The sequence below is a fragment of the Streptomyces sp. NPDC098101 genome (assembly GCF_044760185.1).
Classification (GTDB): Bacteria; Actinomycetota; Actinomycetes; order Streptomycetales; family Streptomycetaceae; genus Streptomyces.
The window spans coordinates 272,348-295,777 of the sequence record NZ_JBIWAS010000005.1 but is presented as its reverse complement, the minus strand read 5'-3'; the positions used below and the strand labels follow the sequence as shown (position 1 = coordinate 295,777).

Genomic DNA, 23,430 nt, shown 5'->3' with positions numbered 1-23,430 from the left:
AGCCGCAAAGGCGCGCCCGACCGGCGGAAGCGGGTACGTTCATTGACGTGGCTGGATTCAGGAACGGACGCGGCCGGGACAACCGCCCCCCGCAACAACGACCGCAGCAGGCGCCGTACGGGTACAACGCGGCCCCGCCGCCCCACGCACGGCAGCAGTGGCCCCAGCAGGGCCAGGGGCAGCCGCCGTACGGGCAGCAGGGCGGCGGCCAGCAGGGCCAGCAGCCCTACGGGGAGCCGGAGTACTTCGGCGACCCCTACGGGCAGCAGCCCCAGCACCCGCACGCCGCCACGGCGAACAACCCGGGCCACACCCAGATGTTCAGCGTGGACGACCCGTACGGCCCCGCCACGGACCACCACTCCGGCGCGGCGCCCGTCCCGACGGGCCCCCGGCTCCACTGGAAGGCCCTCCTGAGCGGCATCGTGCTGCGCCCCGCGGACACGTTCCTGCGGACGCGGGACCACGCCGTCTGGGGCCCGGCGCTGGTCGTCACCTTCCTCTACGGCCTGCTCGCGATCTTCGGCTTCGACAAGGCCCGCGACGAGGCGATCAACGCGACCCTGTCGACGGCGATCCCGTACGTCCTGATGACCGCCCTCGGCTTCGTCCTCGGCGGCCTGATCCTGGGCGCGGTCACCCACACCCTGGCCCGCCAGCTGGGCGGCGACGGCGCCTGGCAGCCGACCGTCGGCCTGTCGATGCTGATCATGTCGATCACGGACGCGCCCCGGCTCGTCTTCGCCCTCTTCCTCGGCGGCGAGAACGGCCTGGTCCAGGTCGTCGGCTGGCTGACCTGGCTGGCGGCGGGCGCCCTCTTCACCCTCATGGTGAGCCGCTCCCACGACCTGCCCTGGCCGAAGGCCCTGGGCGCCTCGGCGATCCAGCTGGCGGCACTGCTGAGCCTGATCAAGCTGGGCACGCTGTAACGCGTACGAACACGGAGAAGGCCCCCGCCGGGTTGTCGGCGGGGGCCTTCTCGCGTTCGCTCACTGCCGGCTCAGGCGTCGAGCACCTGACCCTCGCGGCGGACGACGGGCGGCTCGACCGACCAGGGGAAGTTGATCCACTCGTCGGTCTTCTTCCACACGTACTCGCACTTCACGAGGGAGTGGGACTTCTCGTAGATGACGGCCGAGCGGACCTCGGCGACGTGGTCGACGCAGAAGTCGTGGACGAGCTTCAGGGTCTTGCCGGTGTCCGCGACGTCGTCGGCGATGAGCACCTTCTTGTCGCTGAAGTCGATCGCGTTGGGGACGGGCGCCAGCATGACCGGCATCTCCAGGGTGGTCCCGACGCCGGTGTAGAACTCCACGTTCACGAGGTGGATGTTCTTGCAGTCGAGGGCGTAGGCCAGACCGCCGGCGACGAAGACGCCGCCGCGGGCGATGGAGAGCACGACGTCGGGCTCGTAGCCGTCGTCGGCGATGGTCTGCGCCAGCTCGCGGACGGCCTGCCCGAACCCCTCGTACGTCAGGTTCTCGCGTACTTCACTCATGCCTGCGACCGCCTCACACCTGGGTCCGATGGAAGTTCATGAAGGACCGGGAGGCCGTCGGCCCCCGCTGGCCCTGGTACCGCGAGCCGTACCGCTCGCTCCCGTAGGGGAACTCGGCGGGCGAGCTCAGCCGGAACATGCACAGCTGGCCGATCTTCATCCCCGGCCAGAGCTTGATCGGCAGGGTCGCGAGGTTCGACAGCTCCAGGGTCACGTGCCCGGAGAAGCCGGGGTCGATGAACCCGGCGGTCGAGTGCGTCACGAGCCCGAGCCGCCCGAGGGAACTCTTCCCCTCGAGGCGGGACGCGATGTCGTCCGGGAGGGTGATGACCTCGTAGGTGGAGGCGAGCACGAACTCGCCCGGGTGGAGGATGAACGCCTCGTCGCCCTCCGGCTCGACCTCGCGCGTCAGGTCGAGCTGCTCGATGGCGGGGTCGATGTGCGGGTGGCGGTGGTTCTCGAACACCCGGAAGAAGCGGTCAAGCCTCACGTCGATGCTCGAGGGCTGCACCATGGATTCGTCGTACGGGTCGATGCGCACCCGTCCGGCATCGATCTCGGCCCGGATGTCCTTGTCTGAGAGAAGCACGCCCCCACGATACGCAGGGGGCGCGGACCTGCCCCAATCGGCGGGGCCCGCGCCCCGGCGCTCCCGGCTCAGCGCCGTTCGAGCTCCACCGGCACCGCGTGCCGCAGCCGCGCACACCGCGGACACCGGATGAGCCGCCCGGGCCCGATCCGCCCGGCCCCGAGCTGCTGGAGCGGGAACGAGGCGGTACTGAACACGTGCCCCTCGGCACAACGGACGACGGTGCGCTCCACGGAACCCATCAAGTCCCTTCCCCTACCGATGCGGTGAACGAGACCGCCACCCTAGGGGACCGACCCCCCTCTTCCCGCGACGGCACTCCGCACACGCCCGGGGGGCCTGCGGCTTCGCCTCAAGTGGCGCATGGGGTACAGTGTGCAACGATGCGGCAGGGATCATTGGGCCGCTGTGCGGATGTAGTTTAATGGTAGAACATGAGCTTCCCAAGCTTATAGCGCGGGTTCGATTCCCGTCATCCGCTCTTCTACGAAGCCCCAGGTCAGCGACCTGGGGCTTCGTCGTTGCCGGAGTCGGTCGGGGTTGCTCGGGCCGGTCCGGGGCCGCCAAGGTGGAAGTCCGCCGGTGGGCGTCAGTCCTGGGTGGTGTCGTCGTCCGTCCGGGCGGCGGTCTCGGTGCCGTGGGTCTTCTCGCGCATCTTGCGTGCCAGCTCCGCCTTGCGGTCGGCGGCGCCCTTGCGGTCGAGGTTGCGGTGGGGGCCGTTGTTCTGGCGTTCGGCGCGGGACAGCTTCTTGCGCTGGCCGCCGCCCTGGCCCACGGGGTTGTTGATGTTCTTGCTGTCGGTCACGGGTTCTCCCGGTGGTGAGGTGAGGTGATCTGCGGATCCATCGGTGCGGGGCGCCGGCGGGGCCCCTCACGCTCTCCCCCGTACGTCGGCGTCCGGAAGAACATGCCGGAGACGTTACCCGGTCCCGGTGGCCCGTACGACGGTGGCCGAGGGGGCCGCGGTCACTTCTGTACTTCGCCAACCCAGGCCGTGAGTCCCGCCAGGAAGCCCGCCCTCTCCTCGGGGGTCAGGCCCTCCAGAGCGCGCAGGAGGGGGGCGACGCGGCGGACGACGAAGGTTTCGAGGGGTGGGCGGTACTCCTCGGACAGGGTGACCAGGACGCGGCGGCGGTTCGTCGGGTCCTCGGTGCGCTCGACGATGCCGGCGCGGCTCAGGGCTCCGACCAGTTCGCTGGCGGTGGGGAGAGACACCTGGAGCCGGCGGGCGATCTCGCTGACGACCAGGGGCCGGCCCGCGAGGAGTTGGGGCAGTACGGCGCCGTGACGCGGCGTCAGGCCGTGCGCCTCCATGGCGTCCCGCAGCGGCTCCGGCATCAGGTCACGTACGACCGAGCCCCGGAAGAACGGCTCCAACAGCGGTACGAGACCGGCGACTTCAAGCTGTTCCGGGGCCATCTTCCCGGCGTTCCCACTCTGCGGCATTCTATAAGTGTATATGGTTCGGATATCCAAACCGTTTGTATCTCCGAAGGGTTTGCTCATGCCGTCGATCAGCTACAGCGATGCGCTCAACGACGCACTGGAACGCCTGGACGACCTGGGGTACGAGCGGGGGCAGGGGGTGGACCTCGCCAACCACGGCCCGATGGGCGCCGAGGCGCTCGCCCTGCTCGGGCAGACGGACGAGGTCGCCCGGTGGGTGGGGCGCTACCGGAAGGCGATGGAGCACCACGAGCCCCCCGCCGCCCGCTTCGCCCTGGATCCCGCGGACGAGTCCTCGTGGCGTCCCGCCCTCGGCGCCTTCCGGCGGGCCGGGGACTGGGAGCGGCTCTTCCTCCGCGAACTGGCCGGGGACCCCTGGCGCGAGGTGCTCGCGCGCTGGTGGCCCCGCCTGCTCCCGGGGCTCTTCGCGGGCCTGACGCACGGGGTCATCCGCACCGCGCACGCCGTACGCGGCCTGGACGTGGCCGGCGACGGAGCCACGGCGCTCCAGCGGGGGGAGCTGGCCCGGGGCCTGGCCTACTGGGCGGCCCGCTACCGCGAACTCCCCGGCCGGCCGCGGCTGCGCGGCACCCACGAGCTGTCCGAGGCGGTCGCCGCGCTGCCCCGCGTACCGCTCGACGGCCCGGCGGGACCGGACACCGGCCGCCACCGCCTGGACACGCTCGCCGAACTCCCCGGCTACGGGGACTCCTTGGAGGCGCTGGCGCCACGGCAGGCGTCCCGGCTGCTGAGCGAGATGACGGTCCAGTTCGCCGACGTCTACCTCGGCCACCCCGAGGTGTACCCCGTCCCGCTGATCCACGGCGTCACGGCCCCCGCCGCCGTCCGCCTCGTCCTCCCGCACCTGCCGCCCGCGCTGCACGAGCCGACGCTGGCCCGGCTCTGGCAGGTGCAGTCGGCGTTCCTGCTCGTCTTCACCTCGGACCGGCGCGACGAGGGCACGGACGCCTGGCGGTCGGATTCACCGGACCTTCCGCCGCTGGACGAACTGGGCGCCCGCGCCGCCGAGCACGGCGACGAGCACGTCATCAAGTTCACCGAGGCCTGCCTGCGCGAGTACGCCCTCCACCCCGACCCCCGCTACCCGGCCGCCGCCTTCGCCGCACAGCGCCGCGTCACCCGGCTCGACGACGGCGGCGGGGTCCGGGGGGTCGCCTCGTGACGCGCGTCCGACACCACCGGTTCGAGCGCGCACGAGGTCACCGGAGGCGTTTGCCGGGTCACCGGCCCGGTCCTTCTTCGTCGTCCCTCCTCGGGGCGACGCGTCAGCCGCGCTTCTCACGCAGGTGGCGGGAGGCGGCGAGGCAGGAGGACAGCCATGTCGCCTCGGCGCGATTGATGATCAGGTCGCCTGCGGTGATCACCCCAGGCGGGGCCCATGATGTCCAGCACCGCGTCGACGCGTTCCGTCACGCTCGGGTGTTCGGTGAGTTCACGTGCCTCGTGGACCATCTTCCAGAGCGTGAAACCGGAACGGAATGTCGTCATGCGGTGACCCTAGGAGGAGACACTGACAGCGGCGCCGGGTGCGATCGGTCCGGGATTCGTCACGGGCGTCGGGAAGGGTCTCGCCGTACTCGGTGAAGGGTGGACGTGCGCACCAACCAGCAGATGAGGAAGCTCTTGGAGGGCGTGGACCCGGCCGGTCTCTCCCCGTCGGACGTTCCCCCGATGTTCCGGGAGGTCGTGGAGCGGGGCTGGTCGGTGACGGGGAGTGGTGCGCGGGTGCTGACCGCTCTGCTCCTCGTCCCGGCCGTGGCCGCCTTCGACCGCCTGGCGGAGGAGACCACGGTCAACGGTCGCGGAATGACGGACCACGACCTCCCCACCGGGCCCGCCGCCGCGGACGAACGGGCGGACGCGTTGCTGCGCCGGTGCCTGGCGTACGCCGCCGCCTGTCTGTGCGCGGCACGGGACCGTTTCCGCGACGACGCGGTGCGGGCGTACGTCTCGCTGTCGCCCGGCGGTCTCGACGAAGACCTCCTGACCGCCTACGTCACGTTCTGCACGCCCCGGCCGGACACCCCGCCCTACGTCGCCGCCCTCGAACAGGTGCGGGGCACCGCCGTGGCCGAGCTCTCCGTACACGACTGCTCGGGTTGGGAAGCGGCCTGACGAGGGGTCCGGGCCACCGTGCGTACGCGGCCCGGAGGGTGTGTCACGAGGAGCCGCGCGTCGCCGCTGGTCGTGGCGGGACCGCACCGGGATGCCGCCCGGGGGGGATTGAGGCGGCCGGGTGCCGGAGTTGGCTCGATCGTGTCGAGCGGCGGCTCGGCGCCTGACAGGGTGGGGCCATGCGGTACTGCGAGCGACACGAGATGCACAACTGCGCGGACTGCGCTCCGCGCGCGCCGCGTGGTGGCGGGTCCGTCACCGGTGAATGGGGCGACTGGCCGGCGGCCACGATCATCATCCACCCCAGCGGCAAGGCGCACCTCCCCGGCTGCGGGCACATCGAGCCGGCCGACGTCCGGGCGCCCCGTTACGGCTGGGTGGCCGCGCCGTCCCCCGGGGCGTGGCGTCGTCTCGCGTCCTCGCATCCGCTCCGCGCCACCGGGGGGAACGTCGAGCGGGTGGCCGTGAGCCGGTGCGAGAGCTGCGACGCGACGCAGTAGGAACGGTGTCCGTCGTCACGGGCACGTCGTGCCGGTCGCCGGGTGGAGGGAGACGTCCTCGGCCCTCATGCGGACGGCGTGATCGCTGGAGAGACGGCCCCGTGCGGGAGAGGGGTCCCAGACCCACAGGTCGTCGCCTTCCCGGGGGAAGACCAGGACCGGTCGGCCCGTCGGGGGCGGGCCGGGGTGGACGGAGAACGGTTTGTCCGGCTCGACCGGCCGCACGCACACCAGTCGCCCGTCGATGCCGAAGTAGGACGGGGGCCGCTCCCCCCTGGTCGCGGCCAGGTACGTGCGCTCGGCGGCGGCCTGGACCTCCTTCAGGGTCAGGTCCGCCGTGCTGAGGACGGCGACCAGGACGAGGAGGGGGAACATGCCGATCACCATGGCGCTCTGCGCGATGTGCGGGTTGAAGTACTTGATCCAGCCGTAGAGGGCCACGAAGACCAGGGTGATCGCGAGGGCCAGCGCCACCGGCTTGAGGGCCACGAAGTAGCGCCAGTAGAAGGAGACGTGCACGGCGGATTCGGGGATCCCCAGCACCTCTTCCAGGTAGGCGGTGTGGAGGAAGGAGCCGACCCAGGGGAGGACGAACGGGAGCGGGGCGAGGAGCAGGGGCAGGAGCAGCAGCAGGTTGCGGCTCAGCCAGGAGCGGGAGAAGGCGTGCCAGCAGCCGACGGCGGTCGCCAGTATCAGCAGGGCCTGGCCCATCCCCCAGAGCTGGGATCCGAACCCCGCGGGGCTGTTCGCCAGCCACGCGTACGTCACCCAGGTGAAGCCGCCCACGACGATCGCCCCGCACGCGAGGCGCAGCAGCCGGGGCCGGGGCTCGTTCGACGTGATCCAGTAGCCCACCGGACCGAAGGCCGCGAGGGGCGCGAGCAGCGCCAGGAAGCGCCACGGCGAGGAGAACGAGGCGAGCACCCAGGCGCACGCCAGGGGAACGGGGAAGGCGAGGAACGCCGACGCCACCGGCCAGAGGCGTCGCAGGCCGGTGCGCGGCGACGGCGGCTCCTCCGCCTCCGGCCTCGGCCTCGGCTTCGGTCCGACGGACAGGCGGAGGTCGTGGAAGTCGTCGTCGAAGGCCTCGGCCCCCTGGGTGAGTTCCGCCCACCGCTCCTTCACCCGGGCCTTCAGCTGCTCGGCGTCCTCGCCGGGGAGGAACGGAACGGTCAGCACGTGACCCGTGTCGGCTCCGCCCAGGGCCTCCAGGTGGCGTCCGAGCCAGCGGCGGAACCCTCCCGAGCCCGGCGGGGTGCGCCGTACCACCCGGACCAGCGTGGTGCCCCGCTCCTCCTCGTGCCGGACGAGCCTGGCCTCGCGGATCCGGAAGTCGACCGGCGGTTTCCCGAGCAGGTCGGTCACCTGCGCGCGGACCGCGTCGACCGCCGTCCTGCGCTGCCCGTACGCGAGGGCGTCCACCACCAGGACGACGCGGCCGTCCGCCGTCGCCACCCTGTCGTGCGGCCGCGCGGGCCGTGTCTTCCAGCCGGGCCGGGAGCCCAGGGCCTCGACCGCGCGCTCCGTCTCGTCCGGGTCGTCCGGCCCCTCGACGATCAGCCGGACGCGCTGGGTGGCGGCGGTGGTCGCCCCGTTCGCCGGGGTGCCGCCGCCGTCGGGCGGGCCGGGGTCGGGCCCGCCCGTTCCGGGCCCGCTCCACTGCGGCGGCACCGCCGCCGACGCCGTCGCCCGGCCGGAGCGCCGCGCTTGTACAAGGGCGTTCAGAAGGCCCGCCATCGTCCGTCTCCTCTCCTTTTGCCCTCGGCTCCTCCGTCCGCTTCGGACGGGGCCGGGAGAGAAATACTGGCGGTGCGCACTGACAACGGCCCGTGGGACGGCGCGATCCGGCCGACGGCGGCCGGGGTCAGTCCAGCGGCGGCCGGGGTCAGTCCGGCGGTCGTACGTCCAGGAGTTCGCCCTTGCGGTCCAGGGACAGGACGTGGGTCGTGTCGCGGGAGAGGGTGTCCGGGTCTTCGTGGGAGAGGACCACGCGGCCGTACGAGGTGATCAGGTCGGTGGTCTTCGCCACGGGGTCGCCGGGGGCCTGGGCGCAGGTGTCGAACAGGTAGCTGTCCAGTTCCCCGCAGGCCTCCCTGACGCGGTTCGCCGTCACCGTGCCCGTCGCCGGGGAGGAGAGGAAGCACTCGACCACGCCCCGGTGGAGGGCGGGCGCCGTCCGGGTCCTCTCCAGGAACTCCTCCGGGGCCACCCGGGAGGCCAGGGCCAGGTCGGTCAGGGAGTGGGTGGAGGCGTGCTCGACCAGGGCCGGGCCCAGGCCGCCGTGCATCCGGGCGCCCGTCTCGATGAGGACCGGGCCCCGGTCGGTGAGGACGAGCTCGCTGTGCGCGGGGCCGTTCTCGATGCCGAGGGCGGCGAGGGCCCGCGCCACGTAGTCCGTGATCTCCGGGTGGTCGCCGACCTCCACCGCCGTCATCGCGCGGTAGACCGGGGTCCCGTCGATCGTCTCCTTCGTGTAGCGGAACATGTTCACGACGAACGGCGACCCGTCCAGGGACACCGAGTCGACCACGTACTCCGGGCCGACCAGCCGTTCCTGGACGAGGAGTTCGGTGATGACCTCGCCGGCCAGGTCGACGCGGCCGAAGAGGCGGTCGCAGGCGGCCCGCACCTCGTCCGGCGTGGCGCAGAAGAACACGCCGTCGGTGGCGAAGGACCGCATCGGCTTCACGACGAACTCCGCCAGGCCGCTGTCCCCGGCCCACGCGACCGCCGACTCCGTGTCGGACGCCTTGTGGTGCGGGATGTGCGGGACGCCCGCCTCCCGCAGCCGCTCCTGCATCAGGAACTTGTCCCGGCGCACGTCCGACGGGCCCGCGTTGGGGCGCATCCCCCAGTGGGCGGCCAGCGCGTCGTACGCCTCCACGCCCGGCTCCGAGCCGCAGACGAGGAAGTCCGGGCGGCGCCCGCCGCACAGCCGCTCGACCTCCGCCGCCGTCTCCCCGGCGGTCGAGAAGCGGAGCTCCGCGGCGAAGTCCTCGCGCGGGTACGTCGCCAGGAGGGCCGGCGGGAGGGTCTCCGAGGTGAGGACGGCGACCGCGTCCAGGCCGTAGCGCTCCTTCGCCCGGCGGGCGAAGACCGAGCCGCTGGAGTACGGATCCACCACGACGAGGACCGGGGTCCCGGGCACGGTTGCCGGGTTCCCGGGCCCGGTTTCCCGGGCCCCCGGCGCGGAGTTCGGGTTCTCAGGCATTCTCCAGGACCTTTCCCTCGCGCTCGGTCTTCGGGGCCGGTTCCGCGTTCCGGACCAGGGTCATCGCCAGGGAGCCGACCAGGGCGCAGCCCGCCGAGACCCACAGGGCCGCCTGCCAGCGTCCGTCGTCGAGGAGGCTGCCGTAGACGGCGGCCGCGACGGCCCCGCCCAGGTAGAACGAGGACTGCCGCAGGGCGATCGAGACGATCTGGCGGGCCGGCGCGAAGCCGGACATGGCGACCGTGTCGAGCAGCGGCATCAGGCAGTAGTTGAACAGCAGCCGCAGCAGGTACAGGACGGTGAAGACGACCAGCGGGACCGTGAACGTCTGCAGGACCAGGCCGACGACGGCCAACATGCCGAAGAAGGCCGCGCTCGGGCGCAGCGAGAACTTCTTGACCAGGACCGGCGCGAAGATGGCGCCGAAGATGCTGACGATCTTGTCGGTGCCCAGGATCAGCGAGATGTCGCTCACCGAGATGTCGTAGATCTGGGCGAACAGGACGTTCGCGAAGCGGAAGAACAGCGCGATCGACGCGCCCAGGAAGCCCGAGGCGACGAAGAGGGTGACGAAGTTGCGCTTCTCGCCCGCCGCCCCGGCCGGGTCCTGCGCGGACTTCGCCGCCGGGCGCGGGACCTCGCGCGCCGACGGCAGGCGCAGGAGCAGCATCAGGCAGGCCGCGACGAAGGACAGCAGCAGGAAGAAGCGGTACTTGTCGAGGTCGCTCATGTCGAGCCGGTCGCTGATCCCCGACACCAGGGCGGAGCCGATGACGCCCGCGCCCAGGTAGCAGATGAAGAAGGTGCTGAACAGGCGGGTGCGGCCGGACGCGGGGACCTGCGCGCCGGCGATCGCGTTGCCCACCGAGAGCAGGCCCAGCATCCCCGCGAGGATCGCGCTCAGGACGAGCGAGGCGGTGACGATCGAGGACACGAACGGCAGGCCCGCGAAGGGCACGGTGTAGAGCACCGACGCGCCGATGAGCAGGGCCCGTTGCGAGACGTACCGGCCCAGGAGGAGGAGCGGGACGACCGCGACCGCCATGGCGCCGGTGGCGACGGCGTAGATCACGCCCGCGTCGCCCTCGCTGATGCCGCGCTCGGCGAGGTAGAAGTTGAACACCACGTCGAAGATGGTGTTGGCGAGCCCCATGAAGAACGAGGCGGCCAGGTAGAAGTAGACGGGCCGGGGCACCGCCGCGAGCTTGCTACGCAAGGGGAACACGTCCCTCGGTCGTCTCCGGCGCCGTGCCCGGGGCGGCCGGACGCCGCTTCGGTACGGCTCCCGAGTGGCGTGCGATCAGGGTCGCCACGTGGTCCCACGGCCCGTAGCCGTCCCGGGTGGCCAGGTGGCCGCCGCCGGGGACGACCTCGACGGTGGCGCCCCACGCCGCCGCGAGCGCCGCGCCCCGGTCCGGGGACAGGAACGGGTCGTCGTCGGAGACCACGAGGTGGGTCCGCAGCGGCAGCGCGGAGGCGGGCAGCGGGGCCTGCGGACGGATGGCGTCCGGGGCGTCGGGCGCCTCGACGTCGGCCGGGGCGACCAGGAGGGCGCCGACGACCCGCTCGTCGTAGCGGGTCGCGGCCCACTGGGCGACGGTGACGGCGCCGCAGCTGTGGCCGACGAGGAAGACCTCGCCGTCGACGGCGCGCACGGCCTCGTCGAGCCGGGCGACCCAGCGGTCGCGGTCGACGGCCTCCCAGTCGTCCTGGACCACCCGGGAGAAGCCCTCGTAGGCGTTCTCCAGATGGGTCTGCCAGTGGTCCGGTCCGGAGCCGGTGTAGCCCGGCACGGTCAGGAAGTGCATGGTCCTTACCTTTCGAGGCCGAGGTCCCGCGGGGAGACGGCGAGGCCGAAGTGACGGCCCACCGCCTCCTGGAGCTCCGCGGCCTCGGTGATGGGGGTGGTGGTGCTCCGGCCGTCCGCGACGACCGTCAGGTGTCCGTCCCGTACGCTCACGCGGCCGTCGGCGGTGGGGATGCTCGCCACCTTGTACCGGTTGAGCAGGCTGTGGGGGGAGGACGTGGTGTAGAAGTGCGCCATCTCCAGGTCGAGTTCGCCGGCGGGGACGTCGGCGAACCGGTAGATGTCCTGCCAGTCGGCGGCTCCGACCGCGTGCTCCTTGACCGAGACCGTCCAGACCGGGGCGCCGGAGGCGCGGTCGAGGCGGACCCGGGTGGAGAGGGCGGGGTGCGCCAGCTCCGCGCCGTCCACGAGCGGCAGGACGCCGCGGGGGCCCCTGGCGCCGTAGCCGATGTCGAAGAGCAGGCGCTCGCCGTCGAGTTCGACGACGAAGACCTGGTGGGTGGCCGGGGTCGGGTGCGGGTCGCAGCCGCTGCCGAGCCGGATCCCGTACGCGAATCCGCACGCGTCGAGCAGCCGCTCCATCATCCGCCCCGTCTCGAAGCAGATGCCGCCCCGGCGGTCCTCCACGATCACCTCGTGGAGGACCTCGCCGGTGAGGCCGCGCTCGGCGTTGCGGTGCATGGAGAAGTTCTCGAAGGGGACGCGGTAGAGGTGCGCCTCGTGGATCCGCCGCAGGTGGGCGAGGGTCGGCTCCAGCGGTCCGTCGTATCCGATCCGGTCCGTGTAGCGGGTGATGAGGTCGTTCGTGGGGGTGCTCATGAGGTCGTTCATGGGGGCGTTCATGGGGTCTTTCCCGTCGGGTGCGGGTGCGGGTGCGGGTGCGGGTGCGGGTGCGTACGGAGGGCGGTGCCGGGCGTACGCGTACGGAGGCGTCGGGCTCGCGCGTACGGGGACGGCGTCAGACGTCGAGGACGAGCCGGCGGTCGATCGACCTGCTGACGCACGGGAGCATGTAGCCGGACTCGGCCTTCTCCTCGTCGGTCAGCACCTCGTCGCGGTGGTCGATCCGGCCGGAGCGGACCCCGATCTCGCACGTGCCGCAGATGCCCTGGCGGCAGGAGGAGGGGACGGCGACGCCGTTGCGGTGGAGCGCGTCGAGGAGCGGCTGGTGCCGGGTGGCCTCGAAGGTGACGCCGGACTTCACGCACTCCACCTCCACGGTCTCCGCGACCTCCGCCGTGCCGGAGGCGGGCCCGTCGGCAATCAACTGCCTTTCTCCGGGCGCCTCTTCGGCGGCCGTGCGCACGGCCGCGACCATGGCGGGCGGGCCGCACACGCCGACGACGCCGCCCGCCGGGACCCCGGCGACGACCGCGGCCCAGTCGGGGCGGCCGCCGGTCGCGGTGTCGTGGGTGACGACGGTGCCGTCCTGCTCCCGGGCCAGTTCCCGGAGGCGGTCGAGGAAGGGGAACTCGTCCGCGCCCCGGTCGACGTACACGAGCGTCCAGCCGCGCAGCCGTCCCCCGGACAGGACCGCCAGGACGGGGTTGACGCCCACGCCGGCGGCCAGGAAGTGCGTGAAGGCGGCCGGGTGTCCGGCGGTGAACCGGCCGGCCGGGGCGGAGACCTTGACGGTCGCCCCGGCGTACAGGCGGGGCGAGAGGTGGTCGCGCCGGTCGCCCCGGTGGCGGTTGCGGACCGCCAGTTCGTAGCCCTCGGGCCCGGTGGCCACGACCGTGAAGGTCTTGACGCGCGGCCCGACGCGCAGCGTGACGTGCTGGCCGGGCTCGGCGGCCGGGAGCGGTTCGCCGCCGTACGGGTGGGTGAGCAGGTACCGGCTGACCGTCGGCGTCAGGGCGTGCGCCGACCGGACCATGGCCGTCCTCATGCGATCAGCCCCGATTCCTGGAAGGCCTCCAGGGTCGCGCCGTGCTCCAGCGCGCCCGCTTCGAGGAAGTACTGGAGGGTGGGCGCGGCGCCCCGGCGCACGTCGGCCACGATCCCGTCGCGCGCGTACACGTCGGTCATGACCTCCTCGACCTCCTGGCCCGTCAGGCCGGAGGCCCGCAGGCCCAGGGCGGCGCTGGTGTAGTCGGGCTCCAGGAACGCGAAGATCAGGCGCGGGATGTACGGGCCCGCCAGCTCCCGCTCCCGCCGGGTCATCGCGGGCCACAGGTGGCGCAGCAGCGTCGAGAAGTACGTGTGGTGCTTGGCCTCGTCGACCGCGTGGTCGGCCACCATCTCGCGGACCCCCTCGGGGAGCCGCCCGTCGCGCGGCAGGTCCTCCAGGATCGAGGAGATGAGCGTCTCGCTGACGATGGCGAAGAGCAGCTCGTCCAGGCCGCGGATCTCGTGCGGCAGGGAGTCGTGGATGCGGGCCAGTTCGGTGGTGAAGGTGGGCGCGTCCGGGAGGGCGGGGGCGACGCCGGTGCGGTCGCGGACCTGCCGGAGGATCTCGTAGGTGAACTGGGCGTGCCAGGCCTCGTCCGTGACGATCTTGAACGCGTCGGCGCGCATCGCCTCGGGCAGGTCGAGCCCGGACATGCCGCGGCTGATGTGCCCGGTGACCGGGATGACCGCGCTCTGCTCCAGGTCGATGGTGAACCGGAGGTACTCGTAGAGCCGGTGGACCAGCACGGTCTCACGGACGTGCGGCGCGGCCCGCCGGAGCACGGGGTGGGCGAGGGCGGGGACGAGCTCGGGGCTGAAGAAGAGCTCGCCGTCGGCCTCCAGGGACCGCATCGGGCTGTTCCGTACGGTGGCGACGCGCTCCCAGGTGCGGAAACGGCTGCGGTATTCGGCCCGCCGGTTCTCGGCTCCGTGGTATTCGCTTCCGCCGTGTTCGGTCGCGTGGTATTCGGCCCGCTGGTATTCCGTCGAGGCGAACACCTGGTCGAGGCGCTTCTGATGACTGCGGGCGAGAACGGTCCGGTTGGCCGTACTCGCAAATTGCAATGCCATTGCTTCGTTTAAACCTTCGGGATTGTCCGAAAATGGTTCGTGGGACCAGGATGCTGCCAGCGGGCCAAGTGGCCGTCAAGCGGCAAAAGTTTGCCGCCGGGCGGAGTTGTACGGGTTCGTGGAGTTACCGGTCGCCGAAGCGGTACAAAAGGAAAGGCGACCGGCAGGAAATTGCCGGTCGCCGGCGGCGGAACCGGCAAAAACTTGCCGGTTCACACCGGGTATTCCGTGTGTAGGGTGTGGCCTACGGCAGCAGGAAGACGCAGCGGAGGCCGTGTTGATAGGCGGGGAGAAGCACCTGGGAGGTCACGGTGATCGGCTCGGGCGAGACGTGCGGCAGCGCGAGGCGGTACCGGTGACCCTGGCGGAAGGCGACGACCTTCGGCTTCCGCTCCCACAGCCGGCGGCATTCGGGATCCCGCAGTATGCCGTCGAGCAGCGCCCTGAGCGGGGCGGCGCGGGGGGCGTCACGGGGAGCGTCACGGGAGGAGTTCGCGGCCAGGGCGAACCGGAGCATCGCGAGGTACACCTCCGCGTGCTCCTGCCAGTCGATCATCTGCTCACGTGCTGAGGGGTCGTTCAGCGCCCAGCGCATGAGATTGGCGTGCGGCTCGCGGACCCAGGGGAACCAGGCGGCCATGAGCGTGTTGTAGCCCAGCATGTTCCAGGAACCGTCGGTGAGATAGGCCGGGAAAAGGCCCTGCGCCGTGACCAGGTGCAGGAGCGCGAGCTGGCTCTCCGTCTCGCCCGTCTCGTCCGCGAGGGCGATGCCGGCGGCGCCGGCGAGGGCGCTGCTGTAAAGCACCATCCGTTCGTCGGGGCCAAGCACGAGCGCCGCGGAAAGCCGGCTCAATACGTCACTGGAAAGCGATACGGAGTCCCCGGCCTCCAGACTGCGGTACCAGCGCTCGCTCACGCCCATGAGTTCGGCGACTTCCTTCTGCGGAAGTGCCCTTTCCCGTCCGAGCTTCGCGCCCGCGTCGACCCTCCAGGCACGCAGGAGCTGCGGCAGTTCCATGCTCTTCGTTCCCCTCCCCCGATGGAACACGATTCTACCGCGCGCGAAGAAAGTGACGAGAGCCTCGTCACCTTGCGCGGAGATCCGGGGAATCGCTTTGATGGTTTTCAACTGCCGCCAAAAGCGGTGGAGTTGAGCGACTGCGACGACAGGAAAGCAGATCCCCATGCAGCACCCGTCCCCGGACCCGTATCCGCCTTCGCCCCCACCCCCGTCTCCGTCTCCGTCCGGGGGCCGGTCCGGAGCGGACCGGCCGGCACCGCGCCGGGTCGTGATCACCGGACTCGGCGCGATCACCCCGCTCGGCGTCGGCGTCCCGGAGCTGTGGCGGGGGCTCCTGGAGGGCCGCGGCGGCGTACGGGCCCTGGAGGGCGAGGAGTTCGCCGGTCTGCCCGTGCGGATCGCCGCGACCGTGCCGGAGGACCCCGCCGGGCTGCTGCCCCCGGCCGTGGCCCGGCGCATGAACCGCGCCGCCCGGTTCGCGGTGGTCGCCGCCCGCGAGGCCTGGCGGGACGCGGGCTTCGCCCCCTCGGGGACCGGGGAGAGCGGCCTCGACCCGGACCGGGTGGGGGTCTCCCTCGGCACCATCATCGGCGGCGCCCCCGTCCTGGTCGACGGGGACCGGAGGCTGCGCGACAAGGGGCCCCGGGGCGTACCGCCGCTCACCGCCGCCATGACCGTCCCCTCCCAGGCGGCCTCCCAGGTCTCCCTCGACCTGCGGATCACCGGCGAGGCCCGCACCGTCGTCAGCGCGTGCGCCTCCGGCACCGAGGCGATCGGGCAGGCGATCGACCGCATCCGGTACGGACACCTCGACGTCGTCGTGGCGGGCGGGACGGAGGCGGCCGTCACGCCCGCCGTGATGGGCGCCTTCGCCGCGATGCGGGCCCTGTCCACGCGCAACGACGAACCCGGCCGGGCCTCGCGCCCCTTCGCCAAGGACCGGGACGGCTTCGTCCACGGCGAGGGCGCCGGCACGGTCGTCCTGGAGTCCGAGGAGCACGCGCGGGCCCGGGGCGCGCGGATCTACTGCGAGGCGGCGGGCTGGGGCCTGTCCGCCGACGCCCACCACATCGTCGCGCCCGACCCCACGGGCTCCGGGATCGTGCGCGCCCTGCGCCGGGCGCTCGCCGACGCCGGCGCCGTACCGGCCGACGTCGTCCACGTCAGCGCGCACGCCACCGCCACCGTGGAGGGCGACCTGGCGGAGGCGGCGGCCCTGCGCCGGGTCTTCGGGGAGGACGGGGACCCGCCGGTGACCGCCGTGAAGGGGAACATCGGCCACCTCCAGGGAGCCGCCGGGGCGGTGGCGGCCGTGGCCGCCGCGCTCACGCTCCACCACGGCCGGATCCCGCCTACGATCGGCTGCGACGACCTCGACGACGCCTGCGCCCTGGACGTGGTCACGCACGTGCCGCGCCCGCTGCCGGACTCCGGCGACGTCGTCCTCGGCAACTCCTTCGGTTTCGGCGGTCACAACGCGGTGCTCGCCCTGCGTCGCGAAAGGACGACCGCATGACCGCCCCCACCCCTCAGGACCTGGTCCGCGAGTTCCACCGGGCCTTCGGCCTCGGCACCGGCACCGGCCGGCCGGCCGCCGTCCCCCCGGAGCTGGCCCGGCACCGCCAGACGCTCCTGGAGGAGGAGGTGGCCGAGGTCGCGGAGGCGACGGAGGCGGGGCGCCTCGTGGACATCGCGCACGAACTGGCCGACGTCGTCTACCTCGCGTACGGCACGGCCCTGGTCCACGGCGTGGACCTCGACGCCGTCCTCGCCGAGGTCCACCGCGCCAACATGTCGAAGCTCGGCCCCGACGGCCGCCCCGTCCTCCGCGAGGACGGCAAGGTCCTCAAGGGCCCGTCGTACCGCCCGCCACGGGTCGCGGAGGTCTTGGAACGGCAGGGGTACGCGGAGACGGGGGACGGGGCGGGTCGGCCGGCCGTCTAGGAGGCGACCGGCTGTCTAGGAGGCGACCGGCGCGGGGGCGTCCCGCACCGGGACCACCTGCTCGGGGACGACCGGGCCGGGGGCAACCGGACCCGGGGTGACCGGACCCCGTACGGCCCGGTCAGGACCAACCGGCCCCGGAGCGACCGGATGCGGGGCGCCCTGGGCCGGGGCGGCCGGACCCGGAACGGACGGATCCGGCGCGGCCCGCTCCCGGGCGGCGCGTTCGCGGGCGCGGGCCCACGCGGGGTGGCACATGGGGGAACTCCTCTCTCCCGTACGGCGGGTCAGCGGAGTTCCTGGACGCGGACGAGGTTGCCCGCCGGGTCGCGGAAGGCGCAGTCGCGGATGCCGTACGGCTGGTCCGTCGGCTCCTGGACGACCTCGGCGCCGGCGGCCCGGACCTTCTCGAAGGTGGCGCCGAGGTCGCGGGTGGCGAGGAGGATCCAGCCGTACGTGCCCTTGGCCATCATCTCCGCGACGACGCGGCGCTCGTCCTCGGTGACGCCGGGGTCGGCGGCGGGCGGCGCGAGCAGGATCGAGGTGCCGGGCTGCCCGGGCGGCCCGACCGTGATCCAGCGCATGGCCCCCTCCCCGACGTCGCTGCGGACCTCGAAGCCGAGGGCGTCGCGGTAGAAGGCGACGGCGGCGTCCGGGTCGTCGTGCGGGAGGGCGGTGGTGTGGATGGTGAGGTCCATGCCGACCACGCTAGCCACGCCCGCCCCGACCGCGCTTCTCGAATCCTGACCGGTGTCCGTACCGGTATCCGTACCGGCGTTCGTACGGGTGTCCGCCCGGCCCCGGGTCAGTGGTGGAATCCCGCGCGCTCCGAGTCCGCCGGCTTGCCCCGGGTGAGGCGCTCCAGGGAGTGCCGCATGTCCCGGGCGAGCAGGTCGACCTCGTCCCGGCCCACCCCGTGCCGGATCAGGACCCGCTGGACGACGGTCTCCTGCCGGTCGGGCGGCAGCGGGTACGAGGGCACCTGCCAGCCCCGCATCCGGAGCTGGTCGGAGAGGTCGTACAGGCTGAAGCCCGCGCCCTCCGGGTCGGTGAGGGTGTACGAGACGGCCGGCAGCGCCCCCTGCCCGTCGTACAGCAGGGTGAACGGGCCCATCTCCTCGACCTGCCCGGCCAGGTAGCGGGCGGTCTCCGCGCAGACCCCCTGGACGCGCCGGTAACCGGCCCGCCCCAGGCGCAGGAAGTTGTAGTACTGGGCGACGATCTCGCCGCCGGGCCGGGAGAAGTTGAGGGCGAAGGTCGGCAGGTCGCCGCCGAGGTAGTTCACGTCGAAGACGAGGTCCTTCGGCAGCAGGTCCGCCGTGCGCCAGACCGCCCAGCCCACGCCGAGGGGCGCGAGGCCGTACTTGTGGCCGGAGGCGTTGATGGAGGAGACCCGTTCGAGCCGGAAGTCCCAGACCAGGTCCCGGTGGAGGAAGGGCGCGACGAAACCGCCGCTGGCGGCGTCGACGTGGATCGGGACGTCGAGCCCCGTCTCCTCCTGGATCCGGTCGAGTTCGGCGGCGATCTCCGCGACCGGCTCGTAGTCGCAGGTGAAGGTGACGCCGAGGATCGCGACGACGCCGATCGTGTTCTCGTCGACGTACTCGCGCAGCTGGTGCGGCCGCAGGCCGGTCGCGCCGTCCTCCAGGGGGACCTGGCGCAGTTCGACGTCGAAGTAGCGGGCGAACTTGTCCCAGCAGATCTGGACGGGTCCGGCCACGATGTTGGGCCGGTCGACGGGCTTGCCCTCGGCCCTGCGCCGTTCCCGCCACCGCCACTTCAGGGCCAGGCCGCCCAGCATGGCGGCCTCGCTGGAGCCGGTGGTGGAGCAGCCCATGGCCCCGCGGCCCGGGACCTCCGGGGCGTTCCACAGATCGGCCAGGATGTTCACGCACCGCGCCTCGATCTCGGCGGTCTGCGGGTACTCGTCCTTGTCGATCATGTTCTTGTCGAGGCACTCGTCCATCAGGCGCCGGACCTCGTCGTCCGACCAGGTCGTGCAGAACGTCGCCAGGTTCTGCGCCGCGTTCCCGTCGAGCAGCAGCTCGTTGTGGAGCATCGCGTAGACGGCCTCCGGCAGGGAGGGCTCCTCGGGCATCCGGTACTTCGGCAGGACCCGCTCGCTGAGCGGCGAGGCGAACACGTCCGTCCGCGCGTCGGCCCTCGTCGGGGCCTTCATCTCGTGGAGCGCCACGGCTTCCCCTTCGCTCGACGGCACGCCCGCTGCGGACGGCCCCGTGCCTCTCATCAACCCACGGGGGCGGGGGCGGCGCCCGGCAGCGGGGGAGCCCGTTGGCCCGGGCGGGTGAGGAAGGGGCGGGCCGGGGCCGTCCGTTCTCCGCCGCCTTGACGGGCTCCCCGCCGCTGACCTGCGGTTCCGTACGGAGGGCCGGGCGGGGGTTCACCCGTTGGACGGGTGACGGAGCGGCGCCCCCGGCCCCCCGGGCCCCCGCCGTACCCGCTCCGACCTGCGCGGATGGCTCCCGGGGAGGAAGGCGCGCGGGCCGATCGGGCGGATACCGGCACGACGGGACAAGCAGTACGTTCCGGGAGAAGTGGATCACCGAGGGTGTTCCCCAGCACCTCTGTACCCCTGTAGGCCGACAGCCGGAAGGCGACCCCGTATGAGCAGCAGCACCGCATGGAAGGACGCCGACGACACCGGCGACACCAGCACCAGCACCAGCACCAGCACGGACACCCCTGCCGACATCGACGCCGACATCAACACCGGCATCGACGCCGACGGCTACGACTCCTACGACGACCTCCCCGAGCGCCTCATCGGCTACCCGGCCGTCTTCCACGCCCTCGGCATCGGCTCCTCCGCCGTCCGCACGGTCCTGGACCACGGCTGCGGGCCCGGCAAGGTCGCCGCCCGGGTCGTCGAGGCCTCCGACGCGCGCGTCGTGGCCGCCGACGTCTCGCCGGGGATGCTGGCCGTCGCCCGCGAACGGCACCCGCACCCGAGGATCGACCACCGGCTGATCGAGGACGGCCGGCTCGCGTTCCTCGACGAGGGCTCCGTGGACGCCGCCATGTCCTGCTTCGTCTTCGTCACCGTCGGGGAGATCGAGGGCCTGCACGACATCGCCGCCGAGGTCCACCGCGTCCTGCGCCCCGGCGGCCGGTACGCCGTCCTCGACGCCAACCCGCGCAGCACCGGCATCCGCTTCTCGACCTTCCGCACCGGCGACCCCGGCCGCGTCTACACCAAGGGCGAGCGCCGCCGGACCCGCCTCGAACGGCCCGGCGGCGCCGCCCCGCTGGACCTGGTCGACCACCACTGGCCGTGCCAGACGTACCTCGACGTCCTGGGCAAGGCCGGCTTCACCGATCTGGACGTCCACGAGCCCGTACTCCCCCGGCACTCGTCCCTCCTGGGCAGCCGCCCGGCGGAGGCCGACCACCCGCCGTTCCTCGTCGTCTCCGGGGTGAAGGGGTGACAGGAGCGGCAGGGGTGGCAGGAGTGGCGGGCCGGTGCAGGAAATCTGATTTCGCGAAGTGAGAATTCAGCACCACGCGCCGTGAGAATTCCTCACCGGAACACGCGGAAATAATTACTCGCCCTGCGTTCCGTCATTCACCGTGCTACCGTCGACATCAGTTGCAGTTGTGGTTCCCGAAGCATGAGCGTCATCAGCACATGAGCATGACCGGTCTTTTCCGGTCGGGGCGATCATCGCGGCGACACGGAATCCGCACGGTGTGGATTTCCGAGCACTGCCCCGAAGGAGAAAAGACATGGCTTCCGGTACCGTCAAGTGGTTCAACGCGGAAAAGGGCTTCGGCTTCATCGAGCAGGACGGTGGCGGCCCCGACGTGTTCGCCCACTACTCGAACATCGCCGCGCAGGGCTTCCGTGAGCTCCAGGAAGGCCAGAAGGTGAACTTCGACATCGCGCAGGGCCAGAAGGGCCCGACCGCGGAGAACATCGTCTCCGCCTGACGCTGTCACTGACGCGCGGCGCTTCTCACGAAGCGCCGCGCGCAGCACGAGCTGGGGCCCGCACCTTGGGGTGCGGGCCCCAGCTCTTTGCATAGAAGGACCCCTCTCATTTCGGTCCGGCTTGTCTCGCAATTGTCCGTGCCGCATTTCTGCCGCGGGAATTCCTTGATATGCGCCGCATCGAGGAAGGTTCGCCATGAACCGCACGCGTACACATGCGCATTCCACCCGTTCCGCCCGCTCGCAGCCCCGCGGCCGCACCCGTTCCCCGGGCGGGGGCCGGACGCCCTCGGGCCCGCCCGCCGAGTTCGCGCTCCCCCGGACGGTCACCCCCGCGCTGCCGCCCGTCGAGACGTTCGCCGCGCTCGACCTGCCCGCCCCGCTGCTCGCCGCCCTCGCCGCCGAGGGCATGACCGTGCCCTTCCCGATCCAGGGCGCGACCCTGCCGAACACCCTCGCGGGCCGTGACGCCCTGGGCCGCGGCCGGACCGGCTCCGGCAAGACCCTGGCCTTCGGCCTGGCGCTGCTCGCCCGGACCGCCGGGAAGCGCGCCGAGCCCCGGCGGCCCCTCGCCCTGGTCCTCGTGCCCACCCGCGAGCTGGCCCAGCAGGTGACCGACGCCCTCGCCCCGTACGCCCGTCCGCTCCGGCTCCGGACGACCACCGTCGTCGGCGGGGTGTCGATCGGCCGGCAGACGAGCGCGCTCCGCTCCGGCGCCGAGGTCGTCGTCGCGACCCCCGGCCGCCTCAAGGACCTCATCGACCGCGGCGACTGCGTCCTCGACCGGGTGGAGACCACGGTCCTCGACGAGGCCGACCAGATGGCCGACATGGGCTTCATGCCGCAGGTCACCGCCCTGCTCGACCAGGTGCGGCCGGAGGGGCAGCGGATGCTGTTCTCCGCCACCCTGGACCGCAACGTCGACCTGCTCGTGCGCCGCTACCTGAACGACCCGGTCGTCCACTCGGTCGACCCGTCCGCCGGCGCGGTCACGACGATGGAGCACCACGTGCTGCACGTCCACGGCTCCGACAAGCAGGCCACCACGACGGAGATCGCCGCCCGCGACGGGCGCGTGATCATGTTCCTCGACACCAAGCACGACGTCGACCGGCTGACCCGCGACCTGCTCCTCAGCGGCGTGCGGGCCGCCGCGCTGCACGGCGGGAAGTCGCAGGCCCAGCGCACCCGCACCCTGGCGCAGTTCAAGACCGGGCACGTCTCCGTGCTCGTCGCCACGAACGTCGCCGCCCGCGGCATCCACGTCGACCACCTCGACCTCGTCGTCAACGTCGATCCGCCCGCCGACCACAAGGACTACCTGCACCGCGGCGGCCGCACCGCCCGCGCGGGCGAGTCCGGCAGCGTCGTCACCCTGGTCACCCCGGGCCAGCGCCGGGGCATGGTCCGCCTCATGGCGGACGCGGGCATCCGGCCCCGCGTCACCGAGGTCCGCTCCGGCGGGGACGAGCTGCACCGCATCACCGGCGCGCAGGCGCCGTCCGGCGTCCCCGTCGTCATCACGGCCCCCGCGGCCGAACGCCGCCGCGACGGCGCCCCCGGCCGCTCCCGACGGAGCCGCCGCCCCCACGGGACCGGCCGCCGTCCCGCCGCCGCGTAACGCCTCCGGACGCGACCGCCGGGGGCCCGCCCGGTCACCCGGCGCACCCGGGCACCCCGGCCGGTCGCGTCACCCCGTACGGCGTCCCCGTCCTTTCCCCGCAGCCGCAGGAGGCACCTCGTGACACCGCTCCGCACGCAGCTCCGCAGGACCTCCCCCGACGAGGCCGCGACGCAGGCACCCGACCACCTGACCGTCGAGGTGGCCCTGTCCGTCATGGCCGCCGCGCGCACCGGACAGCTGCTCGTCCGCGACGGCGACGACCGGCCCGCCGGCCTGGTCACCCGGGCCCAGCTCACCGCCGCCCGCGCCGCCTCCTCGTACACGGACCGGCTCCGGATCCGGGACGTCGTCGGCGACGTCGCGGCCGCCCGCTGAGCCGTCCTCCCCTCCCGTCCCTTCCCTCCCGCACTTCCCTGCCACCCCCTGAGAGGCATCATGCGCTGTGTCATCGCCCGTTTCCCCTTCGACCTGACGAAGAGCGGCGTGCTGGACTCGATGAAGGGCGTCAAGCCCGAGCCGGGCACCGGCGAGTTCGTCACCGTCGGCCGCCGTCAGTACCCCGCGAAGCAGGTCGGCGAGGTCGTCACCCGCCAGGACCGCCGCGACTTCAGCGCCGGGGAGGTCGTGCGGGCCATGACCCGTCTCGGCTTCACCTGCGGCACGTTCCCCGTGGCGACGGCCGCCGAGACCGTCTGACCCCGTTCCGGGAACCCCGGAGCTCCGGGAACGAGGAGGGCCCGACCGG

General features: G+C 72.6%; 26 protein-coding genes and 1 tRNA gene. 12 read left to right on the top strand and 15 right to left on the bottom strand.

The features are described from left to right. Positions 1-47: 47 nt before the first annotated feature. Positions 48-929 (top strand): Yip1 family protein, encoded by an 882-nt coding sequence (locus ACIQVI_RS24230; protein ID WP_403599302.1) that lies wholly within the window; start codon positions 48-50, stop codon positions 927-929. Positions 930-1,000: 71 nt separating this feature from the next. Here the strand turns inward: ACIQVI_RS24230 and ACIQVI_RS24225 are convergent, their stop codons facing one another. Further along, positions 1,001-1,498, bottom strand: coding sequence for a phosphoribosyltransferase (locus tag ACIQVI_RS24225; protein ID WP_121830310.1), 498 nt, complete (start codon positions 1,496-1,498; stop codon positions 1,001-1,003). A gap of 13 nt (positions 1,499-1,511) precedes the next feature. Continuing rightward, positions 1,512-2,087, bottom strand: a complete 576-nt coding sequence (gene dcd / locus ACIQVI_RS24220) for a dCTP deaminase (RefSeq protein WP_351969340.1) — start codon at positions 2,085-2,087, stop codon at positions 1,512-1,514. A 410-nt stretch (positions 2,088-2,497) separates the two neighbouring features. On the opposite strand from dcd, the gene ACIQVI_RS24215 reads away from it, so the two are divergent. Beyond that, positions 2,498-2,568, top strand: a tRNA-Gly gene (locus ACIQVI_RS24215). 108 nt (positions 2,569-2,676) lie between these two features. Here the strand turns inward: ACIQVI_RS24215 and ACIQVI_RS24210 are convergent. Further along, a complete protein-coding gene (locus tag ACIQVI_RS24210; RefSeq protein ID WP_403599298.1) occupies positions 2,677-2,892 on the bottom strand; it encodes a DUF6243 family protein in 216 nt (71 codons plus the stop codon). A 161-nt stretch (positions 2,893-3,053) separates the two neighbouring features. Then, positions 3,054-3,533 carry a MarR family winged helix-turn-helix transcriptional regulator gene (locus tag ACIQVI_RS24205; RefSeq protein ID WP_403599295.1) on the bottom strand — a complete coding sequence of 160 codons (480 nt, stop codon included), beginning with the start codon at positions 3,531-3,533 and terminating at the stop codon, positions 3,054-3,056. 58 nt (positions 3,534-3,591) lie between these two features. Here ACIQVI_RS24205 and ACIQVI_RS24200 point away from each other — a divergent pair, with 58 nt between their 5' ends. Next, on the top strand, positions 3,592-4,716 hold the full coding sequence (locus tag ACIQVI_RS24200) for a questin oxidase family protein (protein ID WP_403599292.1): 1,125 nt from the start codon (positions 3,592-3,594) through the stop codon (positions 4,714-4,716). A gap of 116 nt (positions 4,717-4,832) precedes the next feature. On the opposite strand, the gene ACIQVI_RS24195 is transcribed toward ACIQVI_RS24200, so the two are convergent. Next, complete coding sequence (locus tag ACIQVI_RS24195; protein ID WP_403599289.1) at positions 4,833-5,042, bottom strand: hypothetical protein; 210 nt, start codon at positions 5,040-5,042, stop codon at positions 4,833-4,835. Positions 5,043-5,147: 105 nt separating this feature from the next. On the opposite strand from ACIQVI_RS24195, the gene ACIQVI_RS24190 reads away from it, so the two are divergent. Together ACIQVI_RS24190 and ACIQVI_RS24185 are read left to right on the top strand one after the other, a co-directional pair. Then, positions 5,148-5,669 carry a hypothetical protein gene (locus ACIQVI_RS24190; protein WP_403599286.1) on the top strand — a complete coding sequence of 174 codons (522 nt, stop codon included), beginning with the start codon at positions 5,148-5,150 and terminating at the stop codon, positions 5,667-5,669. A 179-nt stretch (positions 5,670-5,848) separates the two neighbouring features. Further along, entirely contained in the window at positions 5,849-6,169 is a 321-nt protein-coding gene (locus tag ACIQVI_RS24185; RefSeq protein WP_351969364.1) for a hypothetical protein, read from the top strand. Positions 6,170-6,184: 15 nt separating this feature from the next. On the opposite strand, the gene ACIQVI_RS24180 is transcribed toward ACIQVI_RS24185, so the two are convergent. From ACIQVI_RS24180 to ACIQVI_RS24145, 8 genes are all read right to left on the bottom strand, one after another. Beyond that, positions 6,185-7,906: a hypothetical protein gene (locus tag ACIQVI_RS24180; RefSeq protein ID WP_403599282.1), complete on the bottom strand. Its 1,722-nt coding sequence runs from the start codon at positions 7,904-7,906 to the stop codon at positions 6,185-6,187. 148 nt (positions 7,907-8,054) lie between these two features. Further along, positions 8,055-9,317, bottom strand: coding sequence for an ATP-grasp domain-containing protein (locus tag ACIQVI_RS24175; protein WP_403599279.1), 1,263 nt, complete (start codon positions 9,315-9,317; stop codon positions 8,055-8,057). Positions 9,318-9,372: 55 nt separating this feature from the next. Further along, positions 9,373-10,596, bottom strand: a complete 1,224-nt coding sequence (locus ACIQVI_RS24170; protein WP_351969367.1) for an MFS transporter — start codon at positions 10,594-10,596, stop codon at positions 9,373-9,375. Further along, entirely contained in the window at positions 10,589-11,188 is a 600-nt protein-coding gene (locus ACIQVI_RS24165; protein WP_403599275.1) for an RBBP9/YdeN family alpha/beta hydrolase, read from the bottom strand. The genes ACIQVI_RS24170 and ACIQVI_RS24165 overlap by 8 nt, the downstream gene beginning before the upstream one ends. A 5-nt stretch (positions 11,189-11,193) precedes the next feature. Then, complete coding sequence (locus tag ACIQVI_RS24160) at positions 11,194-12,030, bottom strand: arylamine N-acetyltransferase (protein WP_403599272.1); 837 nt, start codon at positions 12,028-12,030, stop codon at positions 11,194-11,196. A 115-nt stretch (positions 12,031-12,145) separates the two neighbouring features. Then, positions 12,146-13,075 carry an iron-sulfur cluster-binding domain-containing protein gene (locus tag ACIQVI_RS24155; RefSeq protein ID WP_351969370.1) on the bottom strand — a complete coding sequence of 310 codons (930 nt, stop codon included), beginning with the start codon at positions 13,073-13,075 and terminating at the stop codon, positions 12,146-12,148. Beyond that, entirely contained in the window at positions 13,072-14,148 is a 1,077-nt protein-coding gene (locus tag ACIQVI_RS24150) for a diiron oxygenase (RefSeq protein WP_403599269.1), read from the bottom strand. The genes ACIQVI_RS24155 and ACIQVI_RS24150 overlap by 4 nt, the downstream gene beginning before the upstream one ends. A gap of 244 nt (positions 14,149-14,392) precedes the next feature. Further along, positions 14,393-15,166 (bottom strand): XRE family transcriptional regulator, encoded by a 774-nt coding sequence (locus ACIQVI_RS24145; protein ID WP_351969372.1) that lies wholly within the window; start codon positions 15,164-15,166, stop codon positions 14,393-14,395. Between the two features lie 271 nt (positions 15,167-15,437). Between ACIQVI_RS24145 and ACIQVI_RS24140 the strand changes: the two genes are divergently transcribed. Together ACIQVI_RS24140 and ACIQVI_RS24135 are read left to right on the top strand one after the other, a co-directional pair. Continuing rightward, positions 15,438-16,685, top strand: coding sequence for a beta-ketoacyl-[acyl-carrier-protein] synthase family protein (locus ACIQVI_RS24140; RefSeq protein WP_403599266.1), 1,248 nt, complete (start codon positions 15,438-15,440; stop codon positions 16,683-16,685). Beyond that, entirely contained in the window at positions 16,682-17,113 is a 432-nt protein-coding gene (locus tag ACIQVI_RS24135; RefSeq protein WP_403599263.1) for a MazG nucleotide pyrophosphohydrolase domain-containing protein, read from the top strand. The genes ACIQVI_RS24140 and ACIQVI_RS24135 overlap by 4 nt, the downstream gene beginning before the upstream one ends. Before the next feature lie 287 nt (positions 17,114-17,400). On the opposite strand, the gene ACIQVI_RS24130 is transcribed toward ACIQVI_RS24135, so the two are convergent. Together ACIQVI_RS24130 and ACIQVI_RS24125 are read right to left on the bottom strand one after the other, a co-directional pair. Next, positions 17,401-17,811, bottom strand: a complete 411-nt coding sequence (locus ACIQVI_RS24130) for a VOC family protein (protein ID WP_351973861.1) — start codon at positions 17,809-17,811, stop codon at positions 17,401-17,403. Positions 17,812-17,918: 107 nt separating this feature from the next. Further along, positions 17,919-19,307, bottom strand: coding sequence for a glutamate decarboxylase (locus ACIQVI_RS24125; protein ID WP_403599260.1), 1,389 nt, complete (start codon positions 19,305-19,307; stop codon positions 17,919-17,921). A gap of 430 nt (positions 19,308-19,737) precedes the next feature. Between ACIQVI_RS24125 and ACIQVI_RS24120 the strand changes: the two genes are divergently transcribed. The 5 genes from ACIQVI_RS24120 to ACIQVI_RS24100 all read left to right on the top strand — a co-directional run bounded on the left by ACIQVI_RS24120 (position 19,738) and on the right by ACIQVI_RS24100 (position 23,381). After that, a complete protein-coding gene (locus tag ACIQVI_RS24120) occupies positions 19,738-20,559 on the top strand; it encodes a class I SAM-dependent methyltransferase (RefSeq protein WP_403599257.1) in 822 nt (273 codons plus the stop codon). Positions 20,560-20,857: 298 nt separating this feature from the next. Beyond that, positions 20,858-21,061, top strand: coding sequence for a cold-shock protein (locus tag ACIQVI_RS24115; RefSeq protein WP_345280078.1), 204 nt, complete (start codon positions 20,858-20,860; stop codon positions 21,059-21,061). Positions 21,062-21,257: 196 nt separating this feature from the next. Then, positions 21,258-22,682 carry a DEAD/DEAH box helicase gene (locus ACIQVI_RS24110; RefSeq protein WP_403599254.1) on the top strand — a complete coding sequence of 475 codons (1,425 nt, stop codon included), beginning with the start codon at positions 21,258-21,260 and terminating at the stop codon, positions 22,680-22,682. A gap of 120 nt (positions 22,683-22,802) precedes the next feature. Beyond that, the gene (locus ACIQVI_RS24105; RefSeq protein WP_403599251.1) at positions 22,803-23,060 is read left to right on the top strand and encodes a CBS domain-containing protein; all 258 of its coding nucleotides are present in this window, start codon (positions 22,803-22,805) and stop codon (positions 23,058-23,060) included. Positions 23,061-23,120: 60 nt separating this feature from the next. After that, positions 23,121-23,381: an SCO5918 family protein gene (locus ACIQVI_RS24100; RefSeq protein ID WP_351973858.1), complete on the top strand. Its 261-nt coding sequence runs from the start codon at positions 23,121-23,123 to the stop codon at positions 23,379-23,381. The last annotated feature ends 49 nt before the right edge of the window (positions 23,382-23,430 follow it).